The organism is Azospirillum lipoferum 4B, assembly GCF_000283655.1.
Taxonomy (GTDB): domain Bacteria; phylum Pseudomonadota; class Alphaproteobacteria; order Azospirillales; family Azospirillaceae; genus Azospirillum; species Azospirillum lipoferum_C.
Window position 1 is genome coordinate 360,648 of sequence record NC_016587.1, and the last position, 25,858, is coordinate 386,505.

The window sequence follows — 25,858 nt, forward strand, 5'->3', positions numbered from 1 at the left end:
TGCGGGCGACGGGCATGCAGGCCAGGGGTATCGATCATGATGACGCTCGCCAGCGTATTGCCCGCCCCGGTTCCGGCCGCCGCGCCGCCGCAATGGGCGCAGCCCGACGGCCGCATCACGCTGCGCACGCTGATCCTGATCCGCTGGGTCGCGGTGATCGGGCAGCTGGCGGCGGTCGGATTCGTCAGCCTGGGCCTGGGCTTCCCGCTGCCGTTGGGGCCGGTCCTGGCCGCCGTCAGCGCGTCGGCCCTGCTGAACGTGGTGGCGATGGCGCAGCAGGGTGGCCGGCTGCGGCTGGCCGACCGCGACGCGGCGCTGTATCTCAGCTATGACATGCTGCAGCTGACGCTGCTGCTCTATCTGACCGGCGGCCTGAGCAACCCCTTCGCCATCCTGCTGCTGGCGCCGATGACGGTGGGTGCCGCCATCCTGTCGCGCTACAGCACGGTGCTGCTGACCGGGCTGAACCTGATCTGTCTGACCGCGCTCGCCCTCTGGCACTTTCCGCTGCCGTGGGAGGAGCCGGTGCGCTCGATGGCGCCGCTTTATGCCTTCGGCGTGTGGCTGTCGCTGTCGGTGTCGTCGGTCTTCATCGCCGGCTATGTCTTCCGCGTCGCCGCCGAGGCGCGGCGCTTCGCCGATGCGCTCGCCGCCTCGCAGGTGGCGCTTGCCCGCGAACAGCGGCTCGGTGCCCTGGGCGCGCTCGCCGCCGCCGCCGCGCATGAGCTGGGCTCGCCGCTCGGCACCATCGCCGTGGTGGCGAAGGAGCTGGCGCGCGACCTGCCGCCCGACAGCCCCTATGGCGAGGATGTCGAGCTTCTGCAGAGCCAGGTGATGCGCTGCCGCGAGATCCTTGCCGATCTGGCGCGCAAGCCCGAGGCCGACGGCGGCGACCCGTTCGAACGGCTGCCGCTGACCACGCTGATCGAAGCCGCCGCGGCGCCGCATCGGCTGGGCCATATCGACTTCGTCGTGGAACCCCACCCGGTTGGCGAGGCGGAAGAACCCTTCCTGCGCCGCAGCCCGGAGATCATCCACGGCATCGGCAACTTCATCCAGAACGCCCACCAGTTCGCCCGCCACAAGGTGACGGTCGCCGCCGCCTGGGACGGCCGCGGCGTCACCATCACGGTGATGGACGACGGTCCGGGCTTCCCGCCCCATCTGCTGGGCCGCATCGGCGAGCCGTACCTGTCCGTGCGCGGCGAGCGCTCCGGCCCCAAGGGGCAGACGGGCGGCGGGCATATGGGGCTGGGCATCTTCATCGCGCAGACGCTGCTGGAGAAGACCGGCGCGACGGTGCGCTACACCAACAACTCTCCGACCAACAACCCGCCGGCCGGCACCCCGCCCGCCGATCAGACCGCCGGCGGGCATTCCAATCAGGGCGGAACGGGTGCGCGGATTTCCGTGCGCTGGAAAACCATCAACGCCAAGAAATGAGGTTTTACGGTGGACACCCTCAAAACAACCGATGACCTGCTGTCGGGCGATGCCGTCAAACTGACATTCACTGGCGACGTCACCCGCAGCCTCCTGATCGTCGACGACGACGCCCCCTTCCGCACGCGGCTGGCCCGCGCCATGGAAAAGCGCGGCTTCAACGTCGTCGCGGTCGATTGCGTGCAGCTCGGCATCGAGGTGGCGCAGGAATCCGCGCCCGCCTTCGCGGTGGTCGACCTGCGGCTGGGCGACGGCAACGGGCTGGACGTGGTGTCCGCCCTGCGCGACGCCCGCCCCGACGCCCGCGTCGTCATGCTGACCGGCTATGGCAACATCGCCACCGCCGTCGCGGCGGTGAAGGCCGGCGCTGTCGACTATCTGCCCAAGCCCGCCGACGCCGACGCTGTCGAATCGGCCCTGCTGGCCGACGGCCGTCCGCTGCCCCAGCCGCCGGAAAACCCGATGTCGGCCGACCGCGTGCGGTGGGAGCATATCCAGCGCGTCTTCGAACAGTGCGACCGCAACGTCTCGGAGACCGCGCGCCGCCTGAAGATGCACCGGCGCACCCTGCAGCGCATCCTGAACAAGCACGCCCCGCGCGCCTGAGCGCGGGGAGTTCCTGGAGAAAATGCGAACGGCCCGCCACGAAAGGCGGGCCGTTCGCATGTCCGGCGGATGCGCCCGTCAGGCGGTGCGGTCTTCCGTGCGGCAGGTCTTGATGCCCAGCAGCGTATAGGCCGGGCAGTAGCCGACGAAGGCCGTCAGCAGCGGCACCAGCCCGACCAGCCCCCACAGGGTCTGCGGCCCGACGACGGTCAGCGAAAGCAGGATCAGTCCGACGATGGCGCGCAGCGCGCGATCCACCGGGCCCATATTGCGGCAATTCATGGCGGCACCTGTCCGGTATTGAAGCGATGTCCACGGGACCCGAGTCCCGCATCGCACCGGTTTATGCCGCGATGGTACCGGCCGTCTGTGACGGAGTCACAGGGGGTCGGATCAGGTGGCGTTCGTGTCGAGAACCTCTTCGACGGCAGACAGTATGGCTTCCACATCGCCGAAAGCCGGTTCCGCTTCGATGTCCCCATGTACGATTCTATTGCGCAAACCGGTCAGCTCACGCATGCGGCGTTCCGTCGCAGGGGCGATATAGCCGTTCATTGCGAGCGTCTGGATGAGGGAACCGGGCGTGTGTGCGGAATTTGGCTTGCGTTCAGCCTCGCCCACCAACTGGACGGCAGCTTCCAGCAGTGCCCAAGCCATGACGAATGCAGGACGACGGTGCCCCAGGGCACTCAGCGCCCGTGTCTCCTCCAGGCGGCGGCGGATGGCCGCCGGCGGAGCGGTCGGAACCACGACGGCTTGCCCCGATGCTGCGGCCCGGTGGACAACGCTCAATTGCCAATCCGGATGTCCGTCGAACAGCCGCCGGATGTCCTGCAACTGCCAATCGGCGGGTCGGGTCGGGTGGCGCTTCACCTCGATGGCGATGTTCTGTCCCGGCTTCCGGGCCAAGGCGTCGGGGATGTACGACCCCAGGAAAGGCGGCAACAGGGAGGACTCAGGGGCGATTGTGAAGGTATATCCCTCAGCCTCATAGCGTGCGCGCAGGCCTTCGAGGAATTCCGCCTCGGTCTCTTCCGACCAGGCGTGAGCCGGCATGCTCATTGAACTCTCCTCCAGACCAGATCGTCATCGACGCGAATGTACAGCACCGGCGGCTCGATATCCAATGCAAGGGCCAGACGGTCGCTCGGTGTCCGGAACTCCCAGCCGACATCCGGTTCGAACTTTTGGACGGTTACGCGCTCGACCACCCGGTCATCCAGATAGGCGATACCGATCATCGCATCCATGATCGGCTTGACGATATTGTCGATGTCGCCGGTCATCGGATCGCTGGGAAAATAGTAGATGGTAACGGCGAGAGGGCGATCGTCGAGAAAACCCAGCTCATAGCTTTCCCTCTGGCGCTCACGGGCGGCAGCCGCAACCCGTTCCTTCCAGGCATCCCTATTTTTGGCGCTTTTGCTTTGAAGCGAGGCAGGAACGCCCTGCAGCACCACTTCAAAAGGGTAAAGCGTGTCGATGTCCGGCATTCGCCCGCTTTGATTGCATCGTGTTTGGCGCTGCTCAGCTTTTATATGAGGAAAATGAGCGCTTCAATGCCCGAAGCGCGTATTCTGTGAAGGTTAAGGCAGATGATGGGTGAATGGACGCCCGGTCGGCGCCTTACCGATCCTCCGCCAGCGCCACGAGCGCTACCGGGTCGAGCACCTGGATCCGGCCGCGCGACAGCGCCACGAACCCGCGGCGTTCGAACTCCTTCAACTGGCGGCTCACCACTTCGCGCGCGGTCCCCAGTTCCACGGCAAGGGCCTGATGCGTGATGTCCAGCCCCCCGGCATCGTCGCGCCGGTCGGCCAGGAAACGGGCGAGCCGCAGGTCGATGCGGCCGAAGGCGACCTCCTCGATCAGCATCATCATGCCGGTCAGCCGGTTGCCGAAGGACGCAAAGACGAAGTCGCGGAAGGCGGCGGAGCGGGCCACCAGATCGTGGAAGGGGCCGGCCGCCAGCGCCACCGCGTCGATGTCGGTCTCGGCCACCGCTTCGGCGCTGTAGGGATTGTCGGTCAGCAGACAGGCGGTGGTGACGATGCAGGTCTCCCCGCGGGAAACGCGGTAAAGCACGATCTCGCGCCCGGTTTCCGACGCCATCTGCACCCGCACGGCGCCGTCCAGCACCATCATGAAGGTGTGACAACGGTCTCCGGCACGGAACAGGACGGTTCCGCGGGGAACGTTCACCCGCCGGCCGGCGTTGCCCAGGCAGGCCGCCGAGTCCGGTTCGAGCCTGGCCAGCGTTGGGAAGAGCGTGGGGATCAGCGCAGCCCAGTCGGTCCGTTCGCCCGCTCGTTCGCCCACTCGTTCGTTGGTCATGGAACCTGTCCTTCCGAGTAACCCCTATTATCCCCCGTCCCGTCCCTGCGGTCCATACTGCACTGCAGCAGGGTCAGGAAGGCTACCCACTGCGCGCCCATTGCTCGCCGCATGCACTGGATGGTCGATGCAACGGCTGGACTAACACTGCGTTTCAGCCAATCGGACGAACCGCCGAGCCTGCCCGCCGGACAGCAGCCACTGTCCGAAACGGCGGATCGGGCTAACGGACGGTCCTATGGCCGCGCATTCGGTCGTTACGCGAGGAGGACCCCTTGGCCACCCAGGAACTTCAGGAACAACCCCGACGCAATAACCCTGAATCTCGGCGGGGTCCAGGTTCCGTCTCCCCCGGTATCTCATACGATCTGTCGGCCAGCGCCGCCAGCGCGGTGCGCCGGACCACCGGGCTGTTGCGGCGGCACAAGCTGCTGATCGGCACGGTGATCGTGGTCGGCACCGGACTGGCGGTCCTCGCCGCGTTCCGGATGACGCCGCTCTACACGGCCGAGACCCTGATCATGGTCGAGCACCGCAAGAACACCGTCCTCAATTTCGAAGGCGTGGTGTCCGACATGACGCCCGACGTCAGCGCCCTGCAGAGCGAGGTCGCCATCCTGAAGTCGCCGGCCTTCGCCGAGAAGGTGGTGGCGAAGCTGAAGCTGATGAACGATCCGGAATTCAACGCCTCGCTGCGGCCGCCGTCGCCAGGATGGGTGACGGCGCTGAACCCGCGCAACTGGATTCCCGACAGCTGGAAGCAGACCGGCGGCGTGCCGCTGTCGCCCGAGGAGATCGAGCGCAACCAACTGACCTCCGTGGTCAACGAGGTGCTCGACAACACGTCGGTCCGGCCGCAGGGCCGCTCCTACGTCATCGCCGTCAGCTTCGACAGCGAGGACCCGCGCAAGGCCTCCCTGATCGCCAACACCATGGCCGACCTTTATCTGGTCGACCAGCTCGACGAGAAGTTCAAGGCGTCCAAGCGCGCCACCCAATGGCTGGAGGAACGGCTGGCCGACCTGCGCCGGGAAGCGCAGACCACCGGCGACGCGGTGGAGAAGTACCGGACCCAGCATGGCCTGACCACCTCGTCGGTCAATGAAAGCACCGTGGTCGGCCAGCAGCTGAGCCAGCTGAACGCCGATTACATCCTGGCCCGCACCAAGCGGCAGGAGGCGGAGACCAAGCTGCGCGACGTCACCGCGATGGCCAATTCGCCGCGCGGCGCCTCGGCGGTCGGCGACGTGCTGGGATCCCCGCTGATCCAGGCCCTGCGCGAGCGCGAGGTCGATCTGCAGCGGCAGATCGCCGACGCCACCAACCGCTACGGCAACAGGCACCCGATGCTGCAGGCCCTGCAGAGCCAGCTGCGCGACCTGCAAGGCCAGATCAGGTCCGATGTCGGCAAGATCGTCTCCAACCTCAGCAACGAGGTGGAACTGGCGAAGGGCCGCGAGCAGGGGCTGAAGGCCAGCCTGGATCAGGCTGAGGCCAAGCAGAACGAACAGCAGCAGGCGACCGTCGGCCTGCGCACCCTGGAACGCGACGCCACCACCGCGCAGGCGATGTACGAGTCGCTGCTGACCCGTTCGCAGCAGATCGCGGCACAGACCGACATGCGCCAGCCCGACGCCCGCGTGGTGTCGGAGGCGTCGATCCCGCTCGACCCGTCTCAGCCCAACCGCAAGCTGATCGTGCTTCTGGCGCTGGTGGCGTCGGGTACCCTGGGCGTGCTTCTGGCCATGCTGCGCGAACGGGCCGACGGCGGCTTCCGCAGCCCGCACCAGTTCGAACTGGCGACCGGCGTGCGCAGCCTGGGCATCGTGCCGCGCATTCCGCGCTTCGGCGGCTCGCCCGCCAGCTACGTCGTCGACAAGCCGGTCTCCGCCTTCGCGGAATCGATGCAGAACCTGCGCACCTCGCTGCTGCTCGCCAATCCCGACGGGCGGCACCGGGTGATCCTGTTCAGCTCGTCGGTTCCGGGCGAGGGCAAGAGCTCGGTCGCCGCGGCCTTCGCCCGCACCTGCGCCAACGCCGGCCAGCGGACGATCCTGGTCGACTGCGACCTCAGGCGGAAGTGCCTGCACGAGATGCTGGGCATGGCCAACAACCGTGGCCTGTCGGAGGTGCTGGCCGGCACCGCGGCGCTGGAGGACGCGATCCAGGTCGATCCGCGCACCGGCCTGCACGTCATCTCCGCCGGCCATGGCAGGTCGCTGCCGCAGGATGCCCTGGGCTCGTCCGGCATGCACCAGCTGCTGTCGCGCCTGTCGGTCAACTACGACCGCGTGGTCCTGGATTCGCCGCCGGTCCTGGCGGTGTCGGAAGGCAAGCTGCTGGCAGCGCTCGCCGACCAGACCGTCTTCATCGTCCGCTGGGGGCTGACCAAGCGCGGCACCGCCATGGCCGGCCTGAAGGAGGTGGTCGAGGCCGGCGGCGAGGTGGTGGGCGTCCTGTTCAGTCAGGTCGATACCCGGCGCCACGCCCAGTACGAGTTCCCCGACAGCGGCCGGTACCACGGCTACCGCCGCTACTACGCGAACTGAGGAAGGCTCCCCCCTCTCCCGCCCCACAGGGCGGGAGAGGGCTTTTTGCCGCGTGATTCAAAAGACGTTTCCACCACCGAAGAGCCTGTGAATGTCCGCTGGCCACCGCATCTTCCGGAACATCCGAGCCCTTGCCGCCGCGAAGGCGGCGACGATGGCGAGCGGGCTGGTCACCGCCGCCTGGACCGCGCGGGTGCTGGGCCCGGACAGCTTCGGCGTGCTGGGATTCGGCACGTCGCTGATGGCCTATGCGGCCCTGTTCGTGAACATGGGCCTGTCCACCTACGCCATCCGCGAGATCGCGCGCGACCGCGATCGGAACGACCACCGCGACCGGGCAGCGGAGCTGTCGGAGCATGTGCTGACCCTTCGAACCGTCCTGGCCCTGTTGGTGGGTGCCGTCTATGCAGTCTTCATCCTGTCTTTGGACAAGCCGATGGAGGTGAAGGCGGTTCTTCTGATGCAGGCGGTGCAGCTGCTCGGGAACGCCCTGGTGCTCGACTTTGTTTATCAGGCGACCGAGAAGATGGGGGTGATCGCAACGCGGGAGATCGGGACCTCCATCGGCTCCATGCTGCTCGTCTTCCTGCTGGTGCGTGGACCTGAGGACGCCATCACCGCGGCCGCCATCACCGGCGGCTCCATCACCGTCAACGCGCTGATCATGATCGGCCGTTTCCGCCGCGATTTCGGCACGCTGCGCCCGAGGATCGACCTGAAGGTGTGGCGCCGGATCCTGACGGCGGCGACGCCGATGGCGGTCGGCGTCTTCGCCTGGGCGATCTTCACCCATCTGGACGTGGTGATGCTGGGCTTCCTGGCCCCGCACACCGAGGTCGGCTGGTACAGCGCGGCAGTGAAGATCCAGACCCTGGCGAATCTGGTCGGCAACATCGTGATGAACGCCTTCCTGCCGCAATTGGCTGCCTCTTATGGCGAGATCGGGCCGATGCGCGACCGGATGCGCGCCTATGCCGGCGTCATGCTGGCGGTCGGCGGGCTGGTCATCGCCGGCGGCTTCGCCCTGGCGCCGGTCATCCTGGGCACGCTGTTCGGCGACGCCTACGCCCCGGCGACGCTGGCGCTGCGGCTGCTGATGCTGGCCTCGGCGGTGGTCTACGCCAACATGATCCTGGGCAACCCGCTGCTCGTCTGGCACCGGCAGACCGGCTACATGATCGCCATGCTGTCGGGTGGTGCGCTGAACGCCCTGCTGAACATCTGGTGGATTCCCCGCTACGGCATCGAGGGCGCGGCAATGGCGACCTTCACCGCGGAACTGGCCGCCACCGTCGCCATCGCCTGGATCCACCGTCGGGCGGTGGGCGAGCTGTATGTCGGGATCGCCGCGCGGGCGATGCTGTGCGCCGGCGCGGCCATCGGCACGGCCTTCGCCCTGGCCCATGTCGGCGCCCCGTTCTTCGACCGCATGCCGGCGCTGGTGCATTTCGTCGCCGGCAGCGCGGCGATGGTCGCGGTCTATGCGCTGGTGGCCGTTCTGACCGGTCTGGTGCGTCCGAAAAGGCTGCGCCGGCTGACCAGCGCCACGGCGTGAGGAGGGTGAAGCATGACAGTCGGGTTGTCCGTCCCGGCGACTGCACCCGACAAGTTTGCAATGCCGGTCTTCGCTTTTCGGCTGCGGAAACGGAATGTGCCTATTGCACCACTTTCGAACGTCTCTGTTGGTGCCTCCAAGCATTCATTGGGACGCGGCAAGGGTTAGTACCATTAATACGGCCGTGATCTGCAATCATGGTCTTTCCATCGGACGGCGATTTCTGAAACACTTCGCGCTGCACAACGCCGGTAACGAGGTACTTCATCGTCACGGCGAAGTCACAACAAGAAAACAATTTCGAATTCCGAGGTTTCTCCGTCTGCATCCTTGGCAACAGGGCAGGGCAGCCGGGGCGTCTCCAAACTCTCTCGGCAACCCGCCTCCGGTGGCGGGGCCTCAGCAAACGGCAGGAGCGACGATGCTTCCCAAGACTTTTTCCGATCGTAACGTCAGCGTCCTCGGGCTCGGCTATGTCGGCCTGACGCTGGCGGTGGCGATGGCGGACGCCGGCTTCCAGGTGCATGGGGTCGAGGTGCGGCAGGACGTGCTCGACAAGCTCGGCCAGGGCAACCCGCATTTCCACGAGCCGGGCCTGACGGAGAAGCTGCGCCACGTCATCGCACGCGGCCGCTTCACCTTCAGCCGCAACCAGCAGGATTCCAGCAAGGCCAGCGTCTTCATCATCACGGTCGGCACGCCGCTCGGCAAGGACGGCCGGGTCCGCACCGACATGATCGAAGCGGCCACCCGTCAGGTCGCCAGCTGCCTGCATGACGGCGATCTGGTCATCCTGCGCTCCACCGTGAAGCTGGGCACCACCCGCAACGTCGTGGCGCCGATCCTGCGCGCCACCGGCAAGCAGTTCGACATCGCCTTCTGCCCGGAACGCACGCTGGAAGGGCAGGCGCTGCTGGAGCTGAACCAGCTGCCGCAGATCATCGGGGCGGAGAGCCTGGACGTCGCCACCCGCGCGGCGCAGATCTTCGGCTTCCTGACGCCGACCACCGTCAAGGTCTCCACCCTGGAGACGGCGGAGCTGATCAAGCTGGTCGACAACACCTATCGCGACGTCACCTTCGCCTTCTCCAACGAGATCGCCAAGCTGTGCAACGCCATGGAGATCTCGGCGGTCGAGGTGGCGCGCGCCGGCAAGCTGGGCTATCCGCGCACCAACCTGCCGCTGCCCGGCCCGGTCGGCGGCCCCTGCCTGGAGAAGGACCCCCACATCCTGATCGAGGCGGCGCGCGAGGTCGGTGTCGAGATGGCGATCACCGCCGCCGGCCGTCTGGTCAACGAAAGCCAGCCGGTCGAGGTCGCCGACTTCCTCGGCAAGCTCGCCCATTCGATGCAGGGCTTCCCGGAGGTGCCGACCATCAGCCTGATGGGCCTCGCCTTCAAGGGCCGGCCGGCGACCGACGATCTGCGCGGCACCATGGCAAAGCCGGTGCTGGAGGAGCTGCGCCAGCGCTTCCCCACCGCCCGCCTGCGCGGCTTCGACGCGGTGGTGCGGCCGGACGACATCCGCTCCTTCGGGCTGGAGCCGGCGGCCAACATGACCGAGGCGGTGTCCGGCGCCAATCTGGCGGTGATCCTGAACAACCACCCGGTCTTCACCTCCATGCCGCTGCCGGATCTGGCCGAGCGGATGGACCGGCCGGGCGTGATCTACGACTTCTGGAACAACTTCAACAGCCGCGATGTCGACCTGCCGGACGGCACCGCCTATGTCGCGCTCGGCAGCCATGGCGCCGCCCGCTACGCGCATGTGGCCTGACGCAATCCGGGCCTGAAGAGGAATCGAACCGACATGAAACACTATCTCGTCACCGGCGGCAGCGGCTTCATCGGCGCCGCACTGGTCCAGCGGCTGGTCCGTGACGGCCACCGCGTCCGCGTGCTGGACGACAATTCGCGCGGGCACACCGGGCGGCTGGCCGGCGTGCTGGACGACGTGGAGTTCGTCCAGGGCGACATCCGCGACCCGGCCGCCGTGCGCGAGGCGGTGCGCGGCGTCGACGGCGTGCTGCATCTGGCCGCCGTCAACGGCACCAGGCATTTCTACGAGAAGCCGGAAGTGGTCCTGGACGTCGGCGTGCGCGGCATGCTGAACGTGCTGGACGCCTGCCGTGCCGACGGGGTGGGCGACCTCGTCGTCGCCTCCTCGTCGGAGGCCTACCAGACCCCGCCAGTGGTGCCGACGCCGGAGGACGTGCCGCTGGTGGTGCCGGACGTGCTGAACGCCCGCTACAGCTACGGCGGCTCCAAGCTGATCTCGGAGCTGCTGGCCGTCAACTGGGGCCGCAGCGGCTTCGACCGCGTGGCGATCTTCCGTCCGCACAACGTCTACGGCCCCGACATGGGCTGGGAGCATGTGGTGCCGGAATTCTCCCGCCGCGCGGTGGAGGCGATCGCCAGCCACCCGAGCGGGCCGGTGCCCTTCCAGATCCAGGGCGACGGCCGCCAGACCCGCGCCTTCGTCCACATCGACGACGCCATCGACGGCATCGTGACGGTGGTCGACAAGGGCGAGCATCTCGGCATCTACCATATCGGCAACCCGGAAGAGGTCACCATCGCCGACCTCGCCCGCCAGACGGTGTCCTGCCTCGGCCGCGAGGCCCAGGTGATGCCGGGTCCTGCCGCCCCCGGCGGCACCGACCGCCGCAGTCCCGACATCGCCAGGCTGACGGCGCTGGGCTTCACCCCGCGCATCCCGCTCTCCGCCGGCCTGCCCGGCGTGGTGGAGTGGTACGCCGAGCGCGCACGGGCGGAACTGGGGCGCATGGGGCAGGCGGCGGAGTAGGGGGGCAGCGTTTTGCCCCCTCCCTAACCCTCCCCCGCTTCGCGGGAGAGGGGACTGCCGCCGCTTCGGCGGTCAGGTCACGCCGACAAGCGTTCTACCCCCTCTCCCGCGAAGCGGGGGAGGGATGGGGAGGGGGCAAATAGCCTCCCCCCAAGTCACCTCTTCATCAGGAGACGGCCCGCATGGACCGCAACAGCCGTATCTTCGTCGCCGGCCACCGGGGACTCGTCGGGTCCGCCATTCTGCGGCGGCTGACGGAGGCCGGGCATACCGACCTCGTGATCCGCGACCGGTCGCAGCTCGACCTGACGGACCAGGCGGCGGTGCGCGCCTTCTTCGACCGCGAAGGGATCGAGCATGTGATCCTGGCCGCGGCGAAGGTGGGCGGCATCCTTGCCAACGACCGCTTCGGCGGCGACTTCATCCGCGACAACCTGTTGATCCAGAACAACGTCATCGACGCCGCATGGCGCGCCGGCGTGAAGAAGCTGCTGTTCCTCGGCTCCTCCTGCCTCTACCCGAAGCATGCCGAGCAGCCGATCAAGGAGGAGGCGCTGCTGTCCGGCCCGATGGAGCCGAGCAACAAGCCCTACGCTGTCGCCAAGATCGCCGGCATCACCATGTGCCAGGCCTACCGGCGCCAGTACGGCTTCAACGCCATCTGCGCCATGCCGTCCAACCTCTATGGTCCCGGCGACCATTTCGATCCCGAGACCTCGCACGCGCTGCCGGGCATGATCCGCCGCTTCCACGACGCCAAGCTGGCGGGCGATCCGACCGTCACGCTGTGGGGCACCGGCACGCCGCGGCGCGAGTTCCTCTATGTCGACGACATGGCGGACGCCTGCCTGCACCTGATGGACCATTACGACAGCGAGGAGATCATCAATGTCGGCCCCGGCGACGACATCGCCATTGCCGACCTCGCGGCGCTGATCCGCGATACCGTCGGCTACACCGGCACGTTGACCCACGACCTGAGCAAGCCCGACGGCCACCCGCGCAAGCTGATGGACGTGTCGCGTCTGTTCGCCACCGGCTGGCGCCCCAGGGTGTCGCTGGAGGAGGGGCTGCGCCGCACCTACGACTGGTTCCTGGAGAACGCTGCTCCGGACCGTCGCCAAGCTTCCAAGCAGGCTGCGGAGTAAAGCCCCGATGCCGGACGATTCCATCCATCTGCGGGAGCCGGTCACCGACCGGCCAGCCTCCAAGGCCTCTCCCAGCTCGCTTTCCCTGTCGGACGTGCCCGTGCCGGAAGAGCTGCTGCTGGTGGCGCAGAGCTATTGGCCGGAGCCGGCCGGCAGCGCGCCGATGATGACCGACCTCGCCACCGCCTTCGCGGCGGCCGGGGCCGAAACGACCGTGCTGACCGCGCGGCCCAACTATCCCGGCAACAAGGTCTATGACGGCTATGCCGACGGGTCGCAGGACAGCAAGACGGTGGACGGGGTGCTGATCGAGCGACTGCCCACCATCCCCCCGGCCGGCGGCGGCATGAAGGCCCGCCTGATCCACGAGGGCGTGCTGCATGCCGGCTTCGCCGCCGCACTCGCCCGCGGCCGGGTCGGGCGGCACGACGCGGTGCTGTCGCTCTGCCCGTCGATCCTGTCGGTGGCCGTCGCCGACCGCCTCACCACGCCGGGCGGCAGGCATATCGCCATCGTCCACGACATCCAGTCCGGCCTTGCCGGCGCGCTCGGCATGGGCGGCAAGGCGGCGGTCAAGGCGATCCGCGCCATGGAGCGCACGGCGCTGAACCGGGCCGACGCCATCGTCGTCCTGTCGGAGCCGATGCGCGGCGTGCTGGAGGAGTTGGGCGTCACCAGGCCGATCCATGTGATCCCGCCCCATGTCGATGCCGACGCGGTCCATCCGCTGCCGCGCCCCGACCAGCCGCCGACCGCGCTCTACAGCGGCGCCTTCGCCCGCAAGCAGGGGCTGGAGCAGGTGCTGGACATGGCAGGCCATCTGGCGGAGCTGATGCCGCAGGCCCGCATCAAGATGCGCGGCCAGGGCGGGCTGGAGGAGGAGCTGAAGTCGCGCGCCCGCGCCATGGGCCTCGGCAACGTGATCTTCCAGCCGCTGGCGCCCAAGGACCAGTTGAACGAAGCGATGGCGGAGGGCGACGTCCATCTCGTGCCCCAGCGGCCCGAGGGGGCGGCCTTCGCCATGCCCGGCAAGGCGGTGACCATCCTCGCCGCCGGCCGGCCCTTCGTCAGCACCTGCCTGCCGGGGTCGGCGCTCGCCACGCTGGAGGCCCAGGTCGGCGCCTTCCTGTGCACCCCGCCGGAGGAGCCGCGCGCGATGGCGGAGGCGGTGGCGGCGCTGCTGTCCGATTCCGCCCGCGCAACCGCGATGGGCCGCCGCGGCCGCGCCTGGGTGGAGGCCAATGCCACCCGCGCCGTCGCGCTCGACCGATACGCCCGTCTTCTGTTGGGAGTGGCAGCATGAAGAAGCCCGCGCTGGTCTTCAGTTGGGAGATGTTCGGCCCCTACCACATGGACCGGCTGGAAGCGGTCGGCCGCCGGCTGGGCCATGTCTATGACGTGATCGGGCTGGAGGTCGGGTCGAAATCGCACACCTACGCCTGGGATTCGACCGGAACGGGGCAGAATTTCCGCAAGATCACCCTGTTTCCCGGCCAGTCGAAGGCAGACCTGTCGAAGGTCGCGGTCTACCGCGCCCTGCTGCGCGAATGCCGGCGCGTCGACGCGCGCTTCGTCTTCCTGTGCCATTACGAGGATCCGGACGTCTTCGCGCTCGCCCTGACCATGCGGCTGACCGGGCGCAAGGTCATCAACATGAACGCGTCCAAATACGACGACAAGCCGCGCATCCTGTGGCGGGAGATGGTCAAGAGCGTCTTCTACTCCCCCTATCAGGCGGGGATCGGCGGCAGCCACCGCACGGTGGATTACTTCCGTCTGTTGGGACTCCCGAAAGACAGGCTCTATATCGGGTACGACACGCTGTCGCTGGACCGTATCCGGCGCCTGTCCGGGATGGAGCCGGCCCCTGGGGGAGTACCCTTCGCCGACCGCCACTTCACCATCATCGCGCGCTTCGTCCCGAAGAAGAACTTGTTCCGGGCGGTCGAAGCCTACGACATTTACCGGCGGCTGGCCGGCCCGGCCGCCCGTCCGCTCCACCTCTGCGGGTCCGGTCCCCTGGAGGCGGATCTGCGGGCGGAGGTGACGCGGCGCGGGCTGGACGGATCGATCGTCTTCCGCGGTTTCCTGCAGGAGAAGGGGATTGCGGAAACGCTGGGGTCCACGCTGTGCCTGCTGCTGCCGTCCTTGGAGGAGCAGTTCGGCCTGGTGGTGAACGAGGCATTGGCCATGGGGGTTCCGACCATCCTGTCCGATCAGTGCGGCGCCCGCGACGTGCTGATCCGCAGCGGGCTGAACGGCCACATCGTGGAGCCGGACAACCCCGAGGGGCTGGCGCGCTACATGCTGTCGGTCGCGGGGGACGAGGATGAATGGCGCCGCCTGAGCCTGAACGGGCGGCCCTTCCAGGCCTTGGCCGATGCCAGCTTCTTCGCCCAGTCGGTGGAGAAGGCCGTGGTGGCGCTGGGCGGCCCGAAGGCGGAGCGCAGCGCGGACACGAAGTATGCGTCCGACTATTCCGCCGACCCGGAGGGTGGCCAGCATGGCCGGTCCGCCGGAGCGGCACTGACCGGGAGTTGACGATGGAACGGAACGCGCGCACCCATGTGGTCGTCTCGGGACGGCTGCCGCCGCCGGTGGACGGGATGAGCCGGGTGACCGCCCTGGTGCTGGACCGTCTCAAGGACCGCATGCGGGGGCGCGGCCGGGTCGAGGTGGCCGACCTGTCGCCGGGATGGAACGGCGGCGGCGGCGCCTACCACCTGCGCAAGATGGCGCGGGTGTTCGGAACCATGGGCAGGCTCGCCGCCGGCCTGGGGAAGGCCGACCGGCGTTTCTACATGCCGGTCGATTCCGGCTGGGGAGCGCTCTATACAGCGGCACTCGCCGGCACCGCGCGCCTGTTCGGCTACGAGCGGGTGCTGCACCACCATTCCTTCGCCACCATCAGCAAACCGACATGGCGGATGCGGCTGCTGACGCGGGTCGCCGGGGCCGACTGCACCCATGTGCTGCTGTGCCCGGCGATGCAGATGCGCTTTCAGTCGATCTATCCGGCGGCGCGCAGCTGCATGACGATGTCGAATGCCATCTTCTCCACCCCCGACGCCGCCCCGCGTCCGCGGCGCGACGGCCCCCTGCGCATCGGCCACCTGTCGAACCTGTGCAGCGAGAAGGGGCTGGACACGCTGTTCGCCCTGCTGCGCGCCCTTCAGTTGGAAGGGGTGGACGCCAAGCTGGTGCTGGCCGGCCCCGGCCTGAAGCCGAAGGACAACGCGATGATCGCCGCCGGGCTGATGGCCTTCGACGGGGCGGTCGAGTATCACGGCCCGGTCCATGGCGAGGCCAAGGAGGCCTTCTACCGCGACATCGACGTCTTCGTCTTCCCCACCCGCTACCGGAACGAGGCGCAGCCGCTGGTCCTGTTCGAGGCGATGGCGGCGGGCGTGCCGGTGCTGGCCTATGAGCGCGGCTGCATCGGCTCGGACATCCCCGCCGACGGTCTGGTGCCGCAGAATGCCGATTTCGTGAAGGCGGCGCTGCCGATCCTGGCGGCCTGGGCCGACGACCGCGATGCGCTCGCCGCCGCGTCCGCCCAGACGCTGACCCGCGCGCGGGTCGCCTACGAGACCAGCCGCATCGGCCTGGACCTGTTGCTGGACCGCATCGCCGGCCCGCACCCCGCGACCGCCGCGACCGCCGTGCCGGCCAAGCGCCGGGTGGCGGGGTAGCTCCCTCTCCCCCCGGGGGGCTACGGGATGCACACATTTCGGATTTGCGAAAAGACGTGCAGCTTGGCATTGAGGACAGCCCCTCTCCCCTCGCGGGAGAGGGGTTGGGGTGAGGGGCGGAAACTTGATTTCCACGGGCTTTCAGCCGGTCGCACCCCTCATCCCAACCCTTCTCCCGCAAGGGGAGAAGGGCTTTTCACTACCTTTGGTTGCCGATATCTCGCAGAGGTGAGATGTGTGAATGCCATAGCCCCGGGGGAGAGAGGGGATTCTTGCTAAGCCCCCAGCGTCCCCCCCAATGGCAACGCGGTCTCGAACTTGATCTCCTTCAGGGCGAAGTTGGAGCGGATGCGGACCTGGAAGGGCAGCTGAAAGACGAACTCCTCCAGGAAGCGGTTGTAGTCGGCGATCGCTCGCACCGCGACCCGCAGCAGATAGTCCGCATCGCCCGACACCGCATAGCATTCCAGCACCTCCGGCCGCTTGCGCACCGCGTCGATGAAGATTGCGGCGGTCTCGGCCGAATGATGGTCGAGCGTCACATGGGCGAACACGCACTCCCCCACCGACGCCGCCTTCGGATCGACCAGCGCCGTGTAGCGGCGGATCACCCCGGTCTCCTCCAGCGACTTCAAGCGGCGCCAGCAGGAGGAGGGCGAGGTGCCGACCCGGTCGGCCAGCTCCTGCACGGTCAGGCGCGAGTCCTCCTGCAGGGCGATCAGGATTCTGACGTCGATTTCCGATAGGGCGGCAGGCAACGGCAAATTTCTCCGGTGGGGCAGCGGTCAGCGAAAAATCCTGCCAAAATCATAGGTGTGCCCGCCCCACTTTGAAAGCTATTTCCACGGACAGTCCGGCATACTGATCGCATAACGAACCAAGGGAGAGGCGATCATGGCCGACATGTGGGAAAACCCGATGAAGACCGATGGGTTCGAGTTCATCGAATTCACCGCGCCGGACACCGTGGCGCTGGGTCGCCTGTTCGAGCAGCTGGGCTTCTCGGCAATCGCCCGCCACCGGTCCAAGGACGTGACGCTCTACCGCCAGGGCGACGTGAACTTCATCGTCAATGCCGAGCCGTCGGGCTTCCCGCGCAATTTCGCCGCCCAGCATGGCCCGTCGATCTGCGCCATCGCCTTCCGCGTTGCCGACGCCGCCTTCGCCTACCGCCGTGCGGTCGACCTCGGCGCTTGGGGCGTCGAGAACCGGGTCGGCGCGATGGAGTTGAACATCCCCGCCATCAAGGGCATCGGCGATTCGCTGATCTACCTCGTCGACCGCTATGGCGAGCGCGGCAGCATCTATGAGGTCGATTTCGTGCCGCTGCCGGGTGTGGACCAGCATCCGAAGGGCGCCGGCCTGACCTACATCGACCATTTGACCCACAACGTCCACACCGGGCGGATGGAGGAGTGGGCCGGCTTCTACACCCGCCTGTTCGGCTTCCGCGAGATCCGCTATTTCGACATCGAAGGCAAGCTGACCGGCCTGCGGTCGAAGGCGATGACCAGCCCCTGCGGCAAGATTCGCATTCCGATCAACGAATCCGCCGACAACAAGTCGCAGATCGTCGAATATCTGCGCGACTACAAGGGCGAAGGCATCCAGCATGTCGCGCTCGGCACCGACGACATCGTCCACACGGTGGAGACGATGCGCGGCATGGGCACCCCGTTCCAGGACACGCCCGACACCTATTACGAGCGCATCGACGCCCGCGTGCCCGGCCACAACCAGGATCTGGAGCGCCTGCGCGCCAACCGCATCCTGGTGGACGGTGCGCCGACCGAGGGCCAGGGCCTGCTGCTGCAGATCTTCACCCAGAACGTCATCGGCCCGATCTTCTTCGAGATCATCCAGCGCATCGGCAACGAGGGCTTCGGCGAAGGCAACTTCAAGGCGCTGTTCGAGTCCATCGAACTCGACCAGATCCGCCGCGGTGTGCTGAGCGAGAACGCGGCCTGATCATCGGGCGGGTTCCACAGGCAGGGTTCCGAACGCCGTCCGGTCGTAAGGCCGGGCGGCGTTTCCGCTTTGGGAGGCACTTGAATTAAATTTCCATAATGCTGATTATGTGTTTTTGGCGTGTGAGCGGGGTAGGTTCTATTCTGAAGTGCAGCTTTCTTGTAATCACAGGGCTTTACGGGCCTTTTGGTGATGATGGGGCAGACATAGTCCGCCACAACCACCTTTATTCCTCAAGTGAGGAGGATGGGTTCATCGGGTATCCAAGCGAACCATCCCGTACAAGCCAAGCGATGTCGTCCGCATTGGGCTTCACTCCGACAGCAAGCATAGCGAACGCGGCGATTTTCAGATCAATCCGTCCAGAATCTCGCGAAATCTTTACAAGCTCACGTGCGATTGCCGCCTTGTCGACCTTTCCGCCCTCCCCTTCGAGCCAACAGTCGACGCTATGAAGTGCGGACTTCATCTCCGGATGTTCCCAATATCCGAGCTCCCGACCCGAAATTGGCGGTGGTGCGGGGATCGGCTTTCCCGTAAACCTCAACAGCAACTCTTGAACGGCATTGATGCCGCTTTCCGGTGCGGTGCCAAATGAATCGCTTGTGGTCCGAAAGATACTCCGCTCGGCGATAGCCTTGTCCGTCTCAGTCAGAATGCCGATCTGAACGAGCGCAGTGAGGATGCGGTCTGAAAAGCCATCGAGCGTCTCGTTCGATCGAGATGGCGCATATGGGGCGAGATTCGCAAGCTTACACAAGGTGAAGAAATTCGCCACTCCGAGGCTGGAATGGCGAATCTGTGTTCGGAAAAACATTTTCTCGAGGTGGCTGCCCCAGGCCTTGTTCGATACTTCATCGCAAAGGGCAATGGCCACATACTCCACGACCTCACCTCGCTCCACAGCGTCCCTATAGGCGGCTGGTGTGTTGGATGAGTGGTCTACCGGCAGGTTTTTAGCATCAGACCCCGCCGGCTTGAGCAGCCAGGAGAGCGGCACTGCATGATCGACGTTCGACGAGTGAAAAAGGTCATTGGGAACATCTTCCAACACATCGGCATAGTGCATGCGTACAAACGCCTTGAAGTCCTGCACATAACGCGTGTAGCCGATTGCTTTGCGGCCTCCGTACAGAAGGTTCTTGCGCCGGGTCTTGACGAAGAGTTGCTTGACAAGCCGCGCCTCGTTGGTGCGTCGCGTCGCAACGAACGCATTGTCGTTCTGATATAGCCGCGAAAGCGTTTCGATACGTCCCGTTTCTAACTCTCGAGAGAGATCAGTTCGTGATCCGTACCAAAGCGTGAATGCATCGCGTAGCAAGTGTTTCTGATCGTCCTTCAAACGCGATAGAATGTTAGAAGTGACCTTCATGGATTTCCTGAAAAAGAAGTGACATGCAAAGCGACAGGTCTCCATAGCTTAATACCAAAGCAACAGATTGGAGTGCTACCACCTTCCGGCCTTCACTCCGCCCGCGTGTGGGCGTCGAAGCGTTCGCGGTCGCTCTTGTCGCTCATGAAGATGGCGAAGGGACGCAGCGCGTCGGCATGGTTCAGGGTGATGGCGATCAGCACCGCCATCGGGGCGGCCAGCAGCGCGCCGGCGGCCCCCCACAGCCAGCTCCACAGCAGGAGCGCGATCATCACCACCAGGGGCGAGATCGCCAGCTGCTTGCCCTGCATGTGCGGCGCCACGAAGTTGCCCATCACCTGCTCGATCACCAGCAGGCCGGCGGCGACCGCCGTTGCGGTGCCGGCGTCCTTGGTCGCCACGGTCAGCAGGACCGGGAGCGCCCCGGCCACCACCGATCCCACCACCGGCACATAGTTCAGCAGGAAGGCCAGCAGGCCCCACAGCAGGGCCAGATCCACCCCGAACAGCGACAGCCAGCCGATATAGAGCGCACCGGTGATCAGCCCCAGCACGCTGCTGACCACCAGATAGCGGCGGAACTGCTGGGCGATGGCCGCCACCGCCTCCACGGCGGTCCGGCAGCGCTCGCGGCCCAGAGCCATGACGATCTTCTCACGCCAGACCGGCGCTTCCAGCTGCATCAGCAGGGCGAGGAAGACGGTCAGCACCAGAATGGAGGCCGTCTGGCCGGCCGATGACAGCGCCGCCTTGGCGAAGCCGGTGATCGGGTCGACCGGCACCTCGCCGCCGCCCTGCCCGGCCTGCTGACCGCTCCCCTGCCCGGCTGCCGGCGCAAGATCGGCCTTGGCACCCTGGACCCACTGGTTGACCTTCGCCCACAGCTTGCCCAGCGCCTCGGCATATTGCGGAAAATCCTCCGCCACGCGCTGGGCCACCAGCGCCATGCCGCCGAAGAAGGCGGCCAGGATGCCCAGGATCAGCAGCATCGACGCGGCCAACCCCAGCCAGGACAGGCGGCGCGGCACCCGCTCGCGCACCCAGCGGCTGACCGGGGCGACGGCAACGGCGACGAAGAAGGCCGAGATGACCGGGATCAGGATCGAGGCCGCCGCCTGCAACAGCCACAGAACCGCGACCCCGGCCAGGATGCCGAGCAGCCAGAGCGCGAGGTTGAAGCGGTCGATGCGCCCCCTGCCCGGCCCCGACCCGTCGTTCCCCGGCCCGTCATCCCCCGGCCCGTCATCCCAATGCCCGCCGTCCGTTCCGCTGTCCACGCTCTCCGCCTCCGCATGCCGCATCCTGCGTCGCCGGGACGCTCGTTCTAGACGCAGTTCCGGGCCTTTCGGTTCCATTCGCCCGACAGGCTGTCTCCCGTGGGAGGTGGTGCCGTCATGCCAAGTCGGTGCTTCGAAAAAGCGGCGTTTTAGCTTATTCCGCAACGCCTTCGGCAAATACAAACAGCAAAGCTCAAGGTAACAGGGAAAAATCTGCCGGCTTGATGCTCCGGGTTTCCACGGAGCGCTGAGGTTTCGTTTCTGGCTGAATCATGACCAAGGATCGATGCCCGTTTTTTGTCTCATTCATGCCACGGGAAACCGCCTCATTCATAATTTCCTAACCATAAGTGTTAGTACCCGATTAAGGCTAACAGACGAGCCTGCGGAACAAGGCGATACCCATAAAGCGGAGTTCCAAAATGGCTACCACCAACACCGACGGCACGATCCAGGTCACCTTCGCGGTCAATGCCTGGGGCACCGTGGCCGGCGGGAAATGGCCGCATTTTCAACTGCTTATCGATGGCAAGGTCATCGGCGACGCCACCGTCGCCTCCGCCAGCCAGTCGCGCTATGTCTTCACCGCCAACGTGCCGGCCGACAAGGCGCATGCCCTCCAGCTGGTCTACGACAACGACGACACGGTTAACGGCGTCGACCGCAACCTGTTCGTCAAGTCGTTCGAGGTGAACGGCAAGACCATCCTCGCCATCGATCCCTCGGTGAAATACGACACCGGCAAGATCGACGGGCTGCACGTCATCGCCGGGCAGAGCGAGATGTACTGGCCGGGCGCGCTGAACGTCGCGCTGCCCGCCACGCTGTTCTCGACGGCCCCGGTCGATACCGGCAGCGATACCGCGACCATGACCACGACCATCAAGGTGAAGGCCTACGGCATCGGCGCCGGCGGCCAGGCCCCGCACTTCAAGCTGCTGGTCGACGGCGAGGTGGTGGGCGACGCCTGGGTCAACGCGACCTCGGCCACCGACTACACCTTCACCGCCAAGGTGGACCCCAACGAGGCCCACAAGATCCAGATCTGGTACGACAACGACGCGACCGTGAACGGCGTCGACCGCAACCTCTACGTCAAATCGATCGACATCGACGGCAAGACCATCTCCGCCACCTCAGAAATGGCCTCCTACGACAAGGGTCCGGTGGACGGCAAATATGTGGTCGCCGGCCAGGAAGGGCTGTTCTGGGGCGGCGCCCTGTCCTTCGGCGTGCCGGAGGAGTATTTCGGCGGCGCCTATGTCCCGCCGCCGCCGCCGATCCCGACCAAGCCGGTCGACATCGTCGTCAACGCCTACGGCACCTCGGCCGGCGGACAGGCGGCGCATTTCAAGCTGCTGGTCGACGGGCAGGTGATCGGCGACGCCAAGGCGTCGGCCACCACCGCGGGCTACAAGTTCACCGCCGACATCGACCCGACCAAGGCCCACACGGTCCAGGTCTGGTACGACAACGACGCCACGGTGAACGGCGTCGACCGCAACCTGTTCGTCAAGTCGGTGGTCATCAACGGCAAGACCGTCCCCGTCACCGACAGCATCGTCACCTATGACAAGGGTGCGGTCGACGGCAAGGACGTGGTCAAGGGCCAGGAAGGCCTCTATTGGGGCGGCGCCCTCAACATCAAGGCCGGTGCCGAGATGTTCGGCGACACGCCCGTCCCGCAGAACCCGGTCCCGACCACGCCGACCAAGCCGGCCTTCTATGTCGCCGCCAACGGCAAGGACAGCTGGTCGGGCAAGCTGGCAGCCCCGAACGCCGACGGCACCGACGGTCCCTTCGCCTCGCTGGAAAAGGCGCAGGCCGCCATGCGGGCCAGCTCGACCATCGACACCACCTATGTCCGCGAGGGCACCTATCACCTGACCAAGACGCTGGAGCTGACCTCGCTCGACAACGGCCACAGCTTCAAGAACTATCCCGGCGAGACGCCGGTGCTGAGCGGCGGCGAGGTGGTGAAGAACTTCACCAGCGAGGGCAACGGCCTCTATTCGGCCAAGCTCGCCACCGCCAGCAACCTCGACCTGATCGTCGGCGACGTGCGCCAGCATCTGGCCGAGAAATACGCCTATGACGCCGGCGACGTCACCAGCGGCTGGCGTTTCGCCGACGCGGCAGCCGGTGGGCCGAGCGGCTGGTACATCCGCTCCCACGGCAGCGAGGTGACCGCCGCCGACATCCAGCCGGGCACGATGATCCAGGTGATGGACGCAGAGCGGCTGGGCGACACGCTGACCAGCATCGAAAGCTTCAACGCGACCACCCGCACCATCAAGCTGAAGAACGGCGCCTCGCTGCCGTTTGCGGAAGGCACCACCTACAAGCTGCTGAACAACGCCTCTTACGTCGATCAGGCGGGCGAGTTCGCCTGGCGCGCCTCGGACGGCAAGCTGCTGTACAAGGCCGCCAGCTCCGGCTTCGCGTCGACCGGCGTGGAGGTGCCGCGGCTCGGCACGCTGATCAAGCTGACCGGCGCCAGCGACGTCACCATCGACGGGCTGACCTTCAAGAACACCACCACCGGCGGCGACGCCCTGCTGCTGAACAATGCCGACGGCAACCACATCAGCGACAACAGCTTCCTGAACGTCGGCACGGCGATCCGGCTCAGCTCGGGCTCGTCGAACAACCAGATCGCCCACAACACGCTGAACCATCTGGCGGAAAACGGCATCGAGATGGACGGCCGCAGCAACGGCAACACCATCTACGCCAACAGCATCAGCAACATCGGCGAGGTGCGCAAGGCGGTGTCCGGCATCTTCGGGACCGGCGTCGACAACAACGTCATCTCCAACAACGACATCGACCACAGCGCCCGCTACGGCATCTCGTTCAAGGATTACGGCGGCAGCACCAACACGGCCAACCACAACAACATCATCCAGTACAACAACGTCTCCTACACCGGGCTTGAGACCGCCGACGGCGGCGCCATCGAGATCCTGGGCCGGTCCAGCACCAACACCGGCCTGATCATCCAGGGCAACCGGATCGAGCACGCCAACGGTCTCGCCACCAGCGCCCAGGACAGCTGGATGTTCGGCCAGAAGGGCTTCGGCATCTATCTGGACGACATGGCCGGCGGCGTCACCGTCAAGGACAACTTCATCAAGGATGCCGACTGGGCCTCGGTGCAGATCCATGGCGGCGACAACAACGTGGTGACCAACAACTTCTCGGTCATCGCCAGCAACAAGGAAGACTTCATCCGCATCGAATGGCAGCCGGTGCACGGCACGGCCGGCGATCCGCACAACAACACGATCACCAAGAACGTGGTGATGGGGACCCTGCCGCTCGACGACTACATCGAACTGCTGAGCGCCAACGACTTCGTCATCGACCAGAATCTGGTCTACAACGTGCCAACCTATGGCGACCGCGACGTCAGCGCCAAGCCGATGTTCACCAACCCCTACTGGGGCGACTACTCGCTGGAGGCGTCCTCGCCGGCCTTCGACATGGGCATCCACGACCTCGCCTGGGCGAAGATGGGCATCGTCGGCACGGCGGCGGCCGGGATGGAACAGTTCTGGGACGGCGTCTGATCGCAAGATCCCGGACGGCGGCACCGGAGGCCGATCCCTCCGGTGCGCCGAGCTTCGCAATGGGCGGAGTCCAGTGGGCGGATCCTGTCCTGCTCGACGGTGTCGGGCAGCGATGGGCTCCGCCCTTCGGCGTTCGTCCACCGGCATTTCCGGCGTGGGCCATTGCCCCGGCTTGGCTCCAGCCTTGCCGCGCACCATATGCGGAGTCCCGATCGAGACCGGACGGACAGAGACCGTTTCCATTTGATGACGCAGATGAGCAGGACCGCGGGAACAGCGGGCGGGTTGGTGGCGGCGATGGTGGCCGGCCTCCTGATGTGCATCGCCGGCCCGGCGCCGGCCCGGGCGCAGGAAGACCAGAAGCCGAAATTCGGGCCCGACGCGGTGCCGATCACCCGTGACGCCGACTATCTGCGCAGCGCCCCGGCGCCGGATTACTGGGCGCTCAGCCCCTTCTACGTGCCGCAGACGACCAGCGCCTCCTGTTCGCTGGCCAGCGTGACGATGATGCTGAACGCCCTGCGCGGGCTGCCGGCGCAGGCATCGGAGCGGCTGGTGACCGGGCGGCATCTGCTCGACCGGCTGGACGACGACCATTGGCGCGCCGCCACCGCCGAGGATGGCGAGGGCATCTCCTTCGCCGAACTGGAGCGCTATGTCCGCCGCAGCCTCGCCGCCTATGGCATCGACGCGGAGGTGGAGGTCTGGCGCCCGCGCGACGCCTCCCCCGCCACGCTGGCGGAGCTGCGCCGCATCCTGGCCGAGAACGAGCGCAGCGCCGACGACATCATCCTGCTGGCCTTCGACCAGGGCACGCTGACCGGCGACATCGGCCTCGGCCATATCGCGCCGCTGGGAGCCTATGATCCGGCGACGCGGCGCGCGCTGGTGATGGACCCCGACCGGCTGTGGTACGTGCCCTATTGGACCGGCGACGCCCGGCTGCTGGACGCCATGCTGAAACCGGACCGCGCCGATCCGGAGGGCAGCGGCCTGATCCGCGTCCGCGCCCGCCGGGTTTCGGGGTAGGCGGCGCTACTTCACTTCCCGGCTGGTGAGGTCGGAGGGATTCTGCGAGCGCGTCGGCTCGTTGGGCTGGTCCGGCTCGCTCGCCCACTGGTTCGGGCGCGGGACCGGGGTGCCGTTCAGGTCCGGCGGGGCCCGACGGACCTCGGCGAGCGCCTGTTGCAGTTCCCCGCTGCCGGTGGCGGCGGAACTGGACGAGTCGGGCGGCTTGTTCCCCTGCTGGCTGGGGAGCGGGTCCTGGCTCTTCCGGACACCGTTGTCGCGGGCAAGCGCGTCGCCGGTCGTCTCCTTCGCTCCGGAATCGACCGGCTGGGTCGGTTGCTGCTGGGCCGGCTCATGCTGGGCCGGCTGCTGGGCAATGGCGGCGGGCGGCAGGCCGGCGAGAAGGCTGGACAGCAGCAGGGCGGCGGCGAACTTGCGCATGGCGCATCCTCAGGTTCGGGGGCGATTAGGAGGCATTTGGCGAGCTGGCGGCACCAATCGCCCGACGGCGCGTTGTAGCGGGGACGG

21 protein-coding genes are annotated in these 25,858 nt (G+C 66.7%); 13 read left to right on the forward strand and 8 right to left on the reverse strand.

The features are described from left to right. Positions 1 to 36: 36 nt before the first annotated feature. Both AZOLI_RS25890 and AZOLI_RS25895 read left to right on the forward strand, forming a co-directional pair. Positions 37 to 1,443, forward strand: a complete 1,407-nt coding sequence (locus AZOLI_RS25890; RefSeq protein ID WP_014189609.1) for an ActS/PrrB/RegB family redox-sensitive histidine kinase — start codon at positions 37 to 39, stop codon at positions 1,441 to 1,443. A gap of 36 nt (positions 1,444 to 1,479) precedes the next feature. Beyond that, entirely contained in the window at positions 1,480 to 2,049 is a 570-nt protein-coding gene (locus AZOLI_RS25895; protein WP_044553362.1) for an ActR/PrrA/RegA family redox response regulator transcription factor, read from the forward strand. 78 nt (positions 2,050 to 2,127) lie between these two features. On the opposite strand, the gene AZOLI_RS25900 is transcribed toward AZOLI_RS25895, so the two are convergent. The 4 genes from AZOLI_RS25900 to AZOLI_RS25915 all read right to left on the reverse strand — a co-directional run bounded on the left by AZOLI_RS25900 (position 2,128) and on the right by AZOLI_RS25915 (position 4,383). Further along, positions 2,128 to 2,331: a YgaP family membrane protein gene (locus AZOLI_RS25900; RefSeq protein ID WP_044553183.1), complete on the reverse strand. Its 204-nt coding sequence runs from the start codon at positions 2,329 to 2,331 to the stop codon at positions 2,128 to 2,130. Positions 2,332 to 2,442: 111 nt separating this feature from the next. Further along, positions 2,443 to 3,111, reverse strand: a complete 669-nt coding sequence (locus tag AZOLI_RS25905; protein ID WP_014189612.1) for a hypothetical protein — start codon at positions 3,109 to 3,111, stop codon at positions 2,443 to 2,445. Beyond that, positions 3,108 to 3,542, reverse strand: coding sequence for a RusA family crossover junction endodeoxyribonuclease (locus tag AZOLI_RS25910; protein ID WP_014189613.1), 435 nt, complete (start codon positions 3,540 to 3,542; stop codon positions 3,108 to 3,110). Before AZOLI_RS25910 ends, AZOLI_RS25905 begins: the two co-directional genes overlap by 4 nt. Positions 3,543 to 3,675: 133 nt before the next feature. Beyond that, positions 3,676 to 4,383 (reverse strand): Crp/Fnr family transcriptional regulator, encoded by a 708-nt coding sequence (locus tag AZOLI_RS25915; protein ID WP_014189614.1) that lies wholly within the window; start codon positions 4,381 to 4,383, stop codon positions 3,676 to 3,678. A 392-nt stretch (positions 4,384 to 4,775) separates the two neighbouring features. On the opposite strand from AZOLI_RS25915, the gene AZOLI_RS25920 reads away from it, so the two are divergent. The 8 genes from AZOLI_RS25920 (at position 4,776) to AZOLI_RS25955 (ending at position 16,133) form a co-directional block, all read left to right on the forward strand. Next, on the forward strand, positions 4,776 to 6,932 hold the full coding sequence (locus AZOLI_RS25920; protein WP_244442649.1) for a GumC family protein: 2,157 nt from the start codon (positions 4,776 to 4,778) through the stop codon (positions 6,930 to 6,932). A 91-nt stretch (positions 6,933 to 7,023) separates the two neighbouring features. Beyond that, positions 7,024 to 8,487, forward strand: coding sequence for a flippase (locus AZOLI_RS25925; protein WP_014189617.1), 1,464 nt, complete (start codon positions 7,024 to 7,026; stop codon positions 8,485 to 8,487). Between the two features lie 421 nt (positions 8,488 to 8,908). After that, positions 8,909 to 10,264, forward strand: coding sequence for a nucleotide sugar dehydrogenase (locus tag AZOLI_RS25930; RefSeq protein WP_044553184.1), 1,356 nt, complete (start codon positions 8,909 to 8,911; stop codon positions 10,262 to 10,264). Between the two features lie 33 nt (positions 10,265 to 10,297). Beyond that, on the forward strand, positions 10,298 to 11,293 hold the full coding sequence (locus AZOLI_RS25935) for an NAD-dependent epimerase/dehydratase family protein (protein WP_014189619.1): 996 nt from the start codon (positions 10,298 to 10,300) through the stop codon (positions 11,291 to 11,293). A gap of 182 nt (positions 11,294 to 11,475) precedes the next feature. Then, on the forward strand, positions 11,476 to 12,441 hold the full coding sequence (locus AZOLI_RS25940) for a GDP-L-fucose synthase family protein (RefSeq protein WP_014189620.1): 966 nt from the start codon (positions 11,476 to 11,478) through the stop codon (positions 12,439 to 12,441). A 7-nt stretch (positions 12,442 to 12,448) separates the two neighbouring features. Beyond that, entirely contained in the window at positions 12,449 to 13,744 is a 1,296-nt protein-coding gene (locus tag AZOLI_RS25945) for a glycosyltransferase family 4 protein (RefSeq protein WP_014189621.1), read from the forward strand. Then, on the forward strand, positions 13,741 to 14,982 hold the full coding sequence (locus tag AZOLI_RS25950; protein WP_014189622.1) for a glycosyltransferase family 4 protein: 1,242 nt from the start codon (positions 13,741 to 13,743) through the stop codon (positions 14,980 to 14,982). The genes AZOLI_RS25945 and AZOLI_RS25950 overlap by 4 nt, the downstream gene beginning before the upstream one ends. Before the next feature lie 2 nt (positions 14,983 to 14,984). Further along, positions 14,985 to 16,133: a glycosyltransferase family 4 protein gene (locus AZOLI_RS25955; RefSeq protein WP_044553187.1), complete on the forward strand. Its 1,149-nt coding sequence runs from the start codon at positions 14,985 to 14,987 to the stop codon at positions 16,131 to 16,133. A gap of 275 nt (positions 16,134 to 16,408) precedes the next feature. Here AZOLI_RS25955 and AZOLI_RS25960 read toward each other — a convergent pair whose 3' ends face one another. Next, complete coding sequence (locus AZOLI_RS25960) at positions 16,409 to 16,891, reverse strand: Lrp/AsnC family transcriptional regulator (protein ID WP_014189624.1); 483 nt, start codon at positions 16,889 to 16,891, stop codon at positions 16,409 to 16,411. Between the two features lie 136 nt (positions 16,892 to 17,027). On the opposite strand from AZOLI_RS25960, the gene hppD reads away from it, so the two are divergent. Next, positions 17,028 to 18,101 (forward strand): 4-hydroxyphenylpyruvate dioxygenase, encoded by a 1,074-nt coding sequence (hppD, locus tag AZOLI_RS25965; RefSeq protein ID WP_014189625.1) that lies wholly within the window; start codon positions 17,028 to 17,030, stop codon positions 18,099 to 18,101. A gap of 226 nt (positions 18,102 to 18,327) precedes the next feature. Here hppD and AZOLI_RS31815 read toward each other — a convergent pair whose 3' ends face one another. Then, positions 18,328 to 19,473, reverse strand: coding sequence for a hypothetical protein (locus tag AZOLI_RS31815; protein WP_162488433.1), 1,146 nt, complete (start codon positions 19,471 to 19,473; stop codon positions 18,328 to 18,330). 92 nt (positions 19,474 to 19,565) lie between these two features. After that, positions 19,566 to 20,750, reverse strand: coding sequence for an AI-2E family transporter (locus tag AZOLI_RS25975; protein WP_244442650.1), 1,185 nt, complete (start codon positions 20,748 to 20,750; stop codon positions 19,566 to 19,568). 422 nt (positions 20,751 to 21,172) lie between these two features. On the opposite strand from AZOLI_RS25975, the gene AZOLI_RS25980 reads away from it, so the two are divergent. Both AZOLI_RS25980 and AZOLI_RS25985 read left to right on the forward strand, forming a co-directional pair. Further along, on the forward strand, positions 21,173 to 24,322 hold the full coding sequence (locus AZOLI_RS25980; protein WP_014189628.1) for a carbohydrate-binding domain-containing protein: 3,150 nt from the start codon (positions 21,173 to 21,175) through the stop codon (positions 24,320 to 24,322). A gap of 255 nt (positions 24,323 to 24,577) precedes the next feature. Beyond that, positions 24,578 to 25,351 carry a phytochelatin synthase family protein gene (locus AZOLI_RS25985; protein WP_244442651.1) on the forward strand — a complete coding sequence of 258 codons (774 nt, stop codon included), beginning with the start codon at positions 24,578 to 24,580 and terminating at the stop codon, positions 25,349 to 25,351. A 6-nt stretch (positions 25,352 to 25,357) separates the two neighbouring features. On the opposite strand, the gene AZOLI_RS25990 is transcribed toward AZOLI_RS25985, so the two are convergent. Further along, on the reverse strand, positions 25,358 to 25,771 hold the full coding sequence (locus AZOLI_RS25990; RefSeq protein WP_014189630.1) for a hypothetical protein: 414 nt from the start codon (positions 25,769 to 25,771) through the stop codon (positions 25,358 to 25,360). Positions 25,772 to 25,858 lie beyond the last annotated feature (87 nt).

Excerpts from the sequence above, each read along its gene's own strand:
- AZOLI_RS25955 (WP_044553187.1), top strand. The coding sequence starts at position 14,985 with ATGGAACGGAACGCGCGCACCCATGTGGTCGTCTCGGGACGGCTGCCG.
- AZOLI_RS25925 (WP_014189617.1), top strand. The coding sequence starts at position 7,024 with ATGTCCGCTGGCCACCGCATCTTCCGGAACATCCGAGCCCTTGCCGCC.
- AZOLI_RS25910 (WP_014189613.1), bottom strand. The coding sequence starts at position 3,542 with ATGCCGGACATCGACACGCTTTACCCTTTTGAAGTGGTGCTGCAGGGC.
- AZOLI_RS25905 (WP_014189612.1), bottom strand. The coding sequence starts at position 3,111 with ATGAGCATGCCGGCTCACGCCTGGTCGGAAGAGACCGAGGCGGAATTC.
- AZOLI_RS25900 (WP_044553183.1), bottom strand. The coding sequence starts at position 2,331 with ATGAATTGCCGCAATATGGGCCCGGTGGATCGCGCGCTGCGCGCCATC.
- AZOLI_RS25950 (WP_014189622.1), top strand. The coding sequence starts at position 13,741 with ATGAAGAAGCCCGCGCTGGTCTTCAGTTGGGAGATGTTCGGCCCCTAC.
- hppD (WP_014189625.1), top strand. The coding sequence starts at position 17,028 with ATGGCCGACATGTGGGAAAACCCGATGAAGACCGATGGGTTCGAGTTC.
- AZOLI_RS25990 (WP_014189630.1), bottom strand. The coding sequence starts at position 25,771 with ATGCGCAAGTTCGCCGCCGCCCTGCTGCTGTCCAGCCTTCTCGCCGGC.
- AZOLI_RS25915 (WP_014189614.1), bottom strand. The coding sequence starts at position 4,383 with ATGACCAACGAACGAGTGGGCGAACGAGCGGGCGAACGGACCGACTGG.
- AZOLI_RS25940 (WP_014189620.1), top strand. The coding sequence starts at position 11,476 with ATGGACCGCAACAGCCGTATCTTCGTCGCCGGCCACCGGGGACTCGTC.
- AZOLI_RS25980 (WP_014189628.1), top strand. The coding sequence starts at position 21,173 with ATGGCTACCACCAACACCGACGGCACGATCCAGGTCACCTTCGCGGTC.
- AZOLI_RS31815 (WP_162488433.1), bottom strand. The coding sequence starts at position 19,473 with ATGAAGGTCACTTCTAACATTCTATCGCGTTTGAAGGACGATCAGAAA.
- AZOLI_RS25930 (WP_044553184.1), top strand. The coding sequence starts at position 8,909 with ATGCTTCCCAAGACTTTTTCCGATCGTAACGTCAGCGTCCTCGGGCTC.
- AZOLI_RS25945 (WP_014189621.1), top strand. The coding sequence starts at position 12,449 with ATGCCGGACGATTCCATCCATCTGCGGGAGCCGGTCACCGACCGGCCA.
- AZOLI_RS25890 (WP_014189609.1), top strand. The coding sequence starts at position 37 with ATGATGACGCTCGCCAGCGTATTGCCCGCCCCGGTTCCGGCCGCCGCG.
- AZOLI_RS25935 (WP_014189619.1), top strand. The coding sequence starts at position 10,298 with ATGAAACACTATCTCGTCACCGGCGGCAGCGGCTTCATCGGCGCCGCA.
- AZOLI_RS25985 (WP_244442651.1), top strand. The coding sequence starts at position 24,578 with ATGAGCAGGACCGCGGGAACAGCGGGCGGGTTGGTGGCGGCGATGGTG.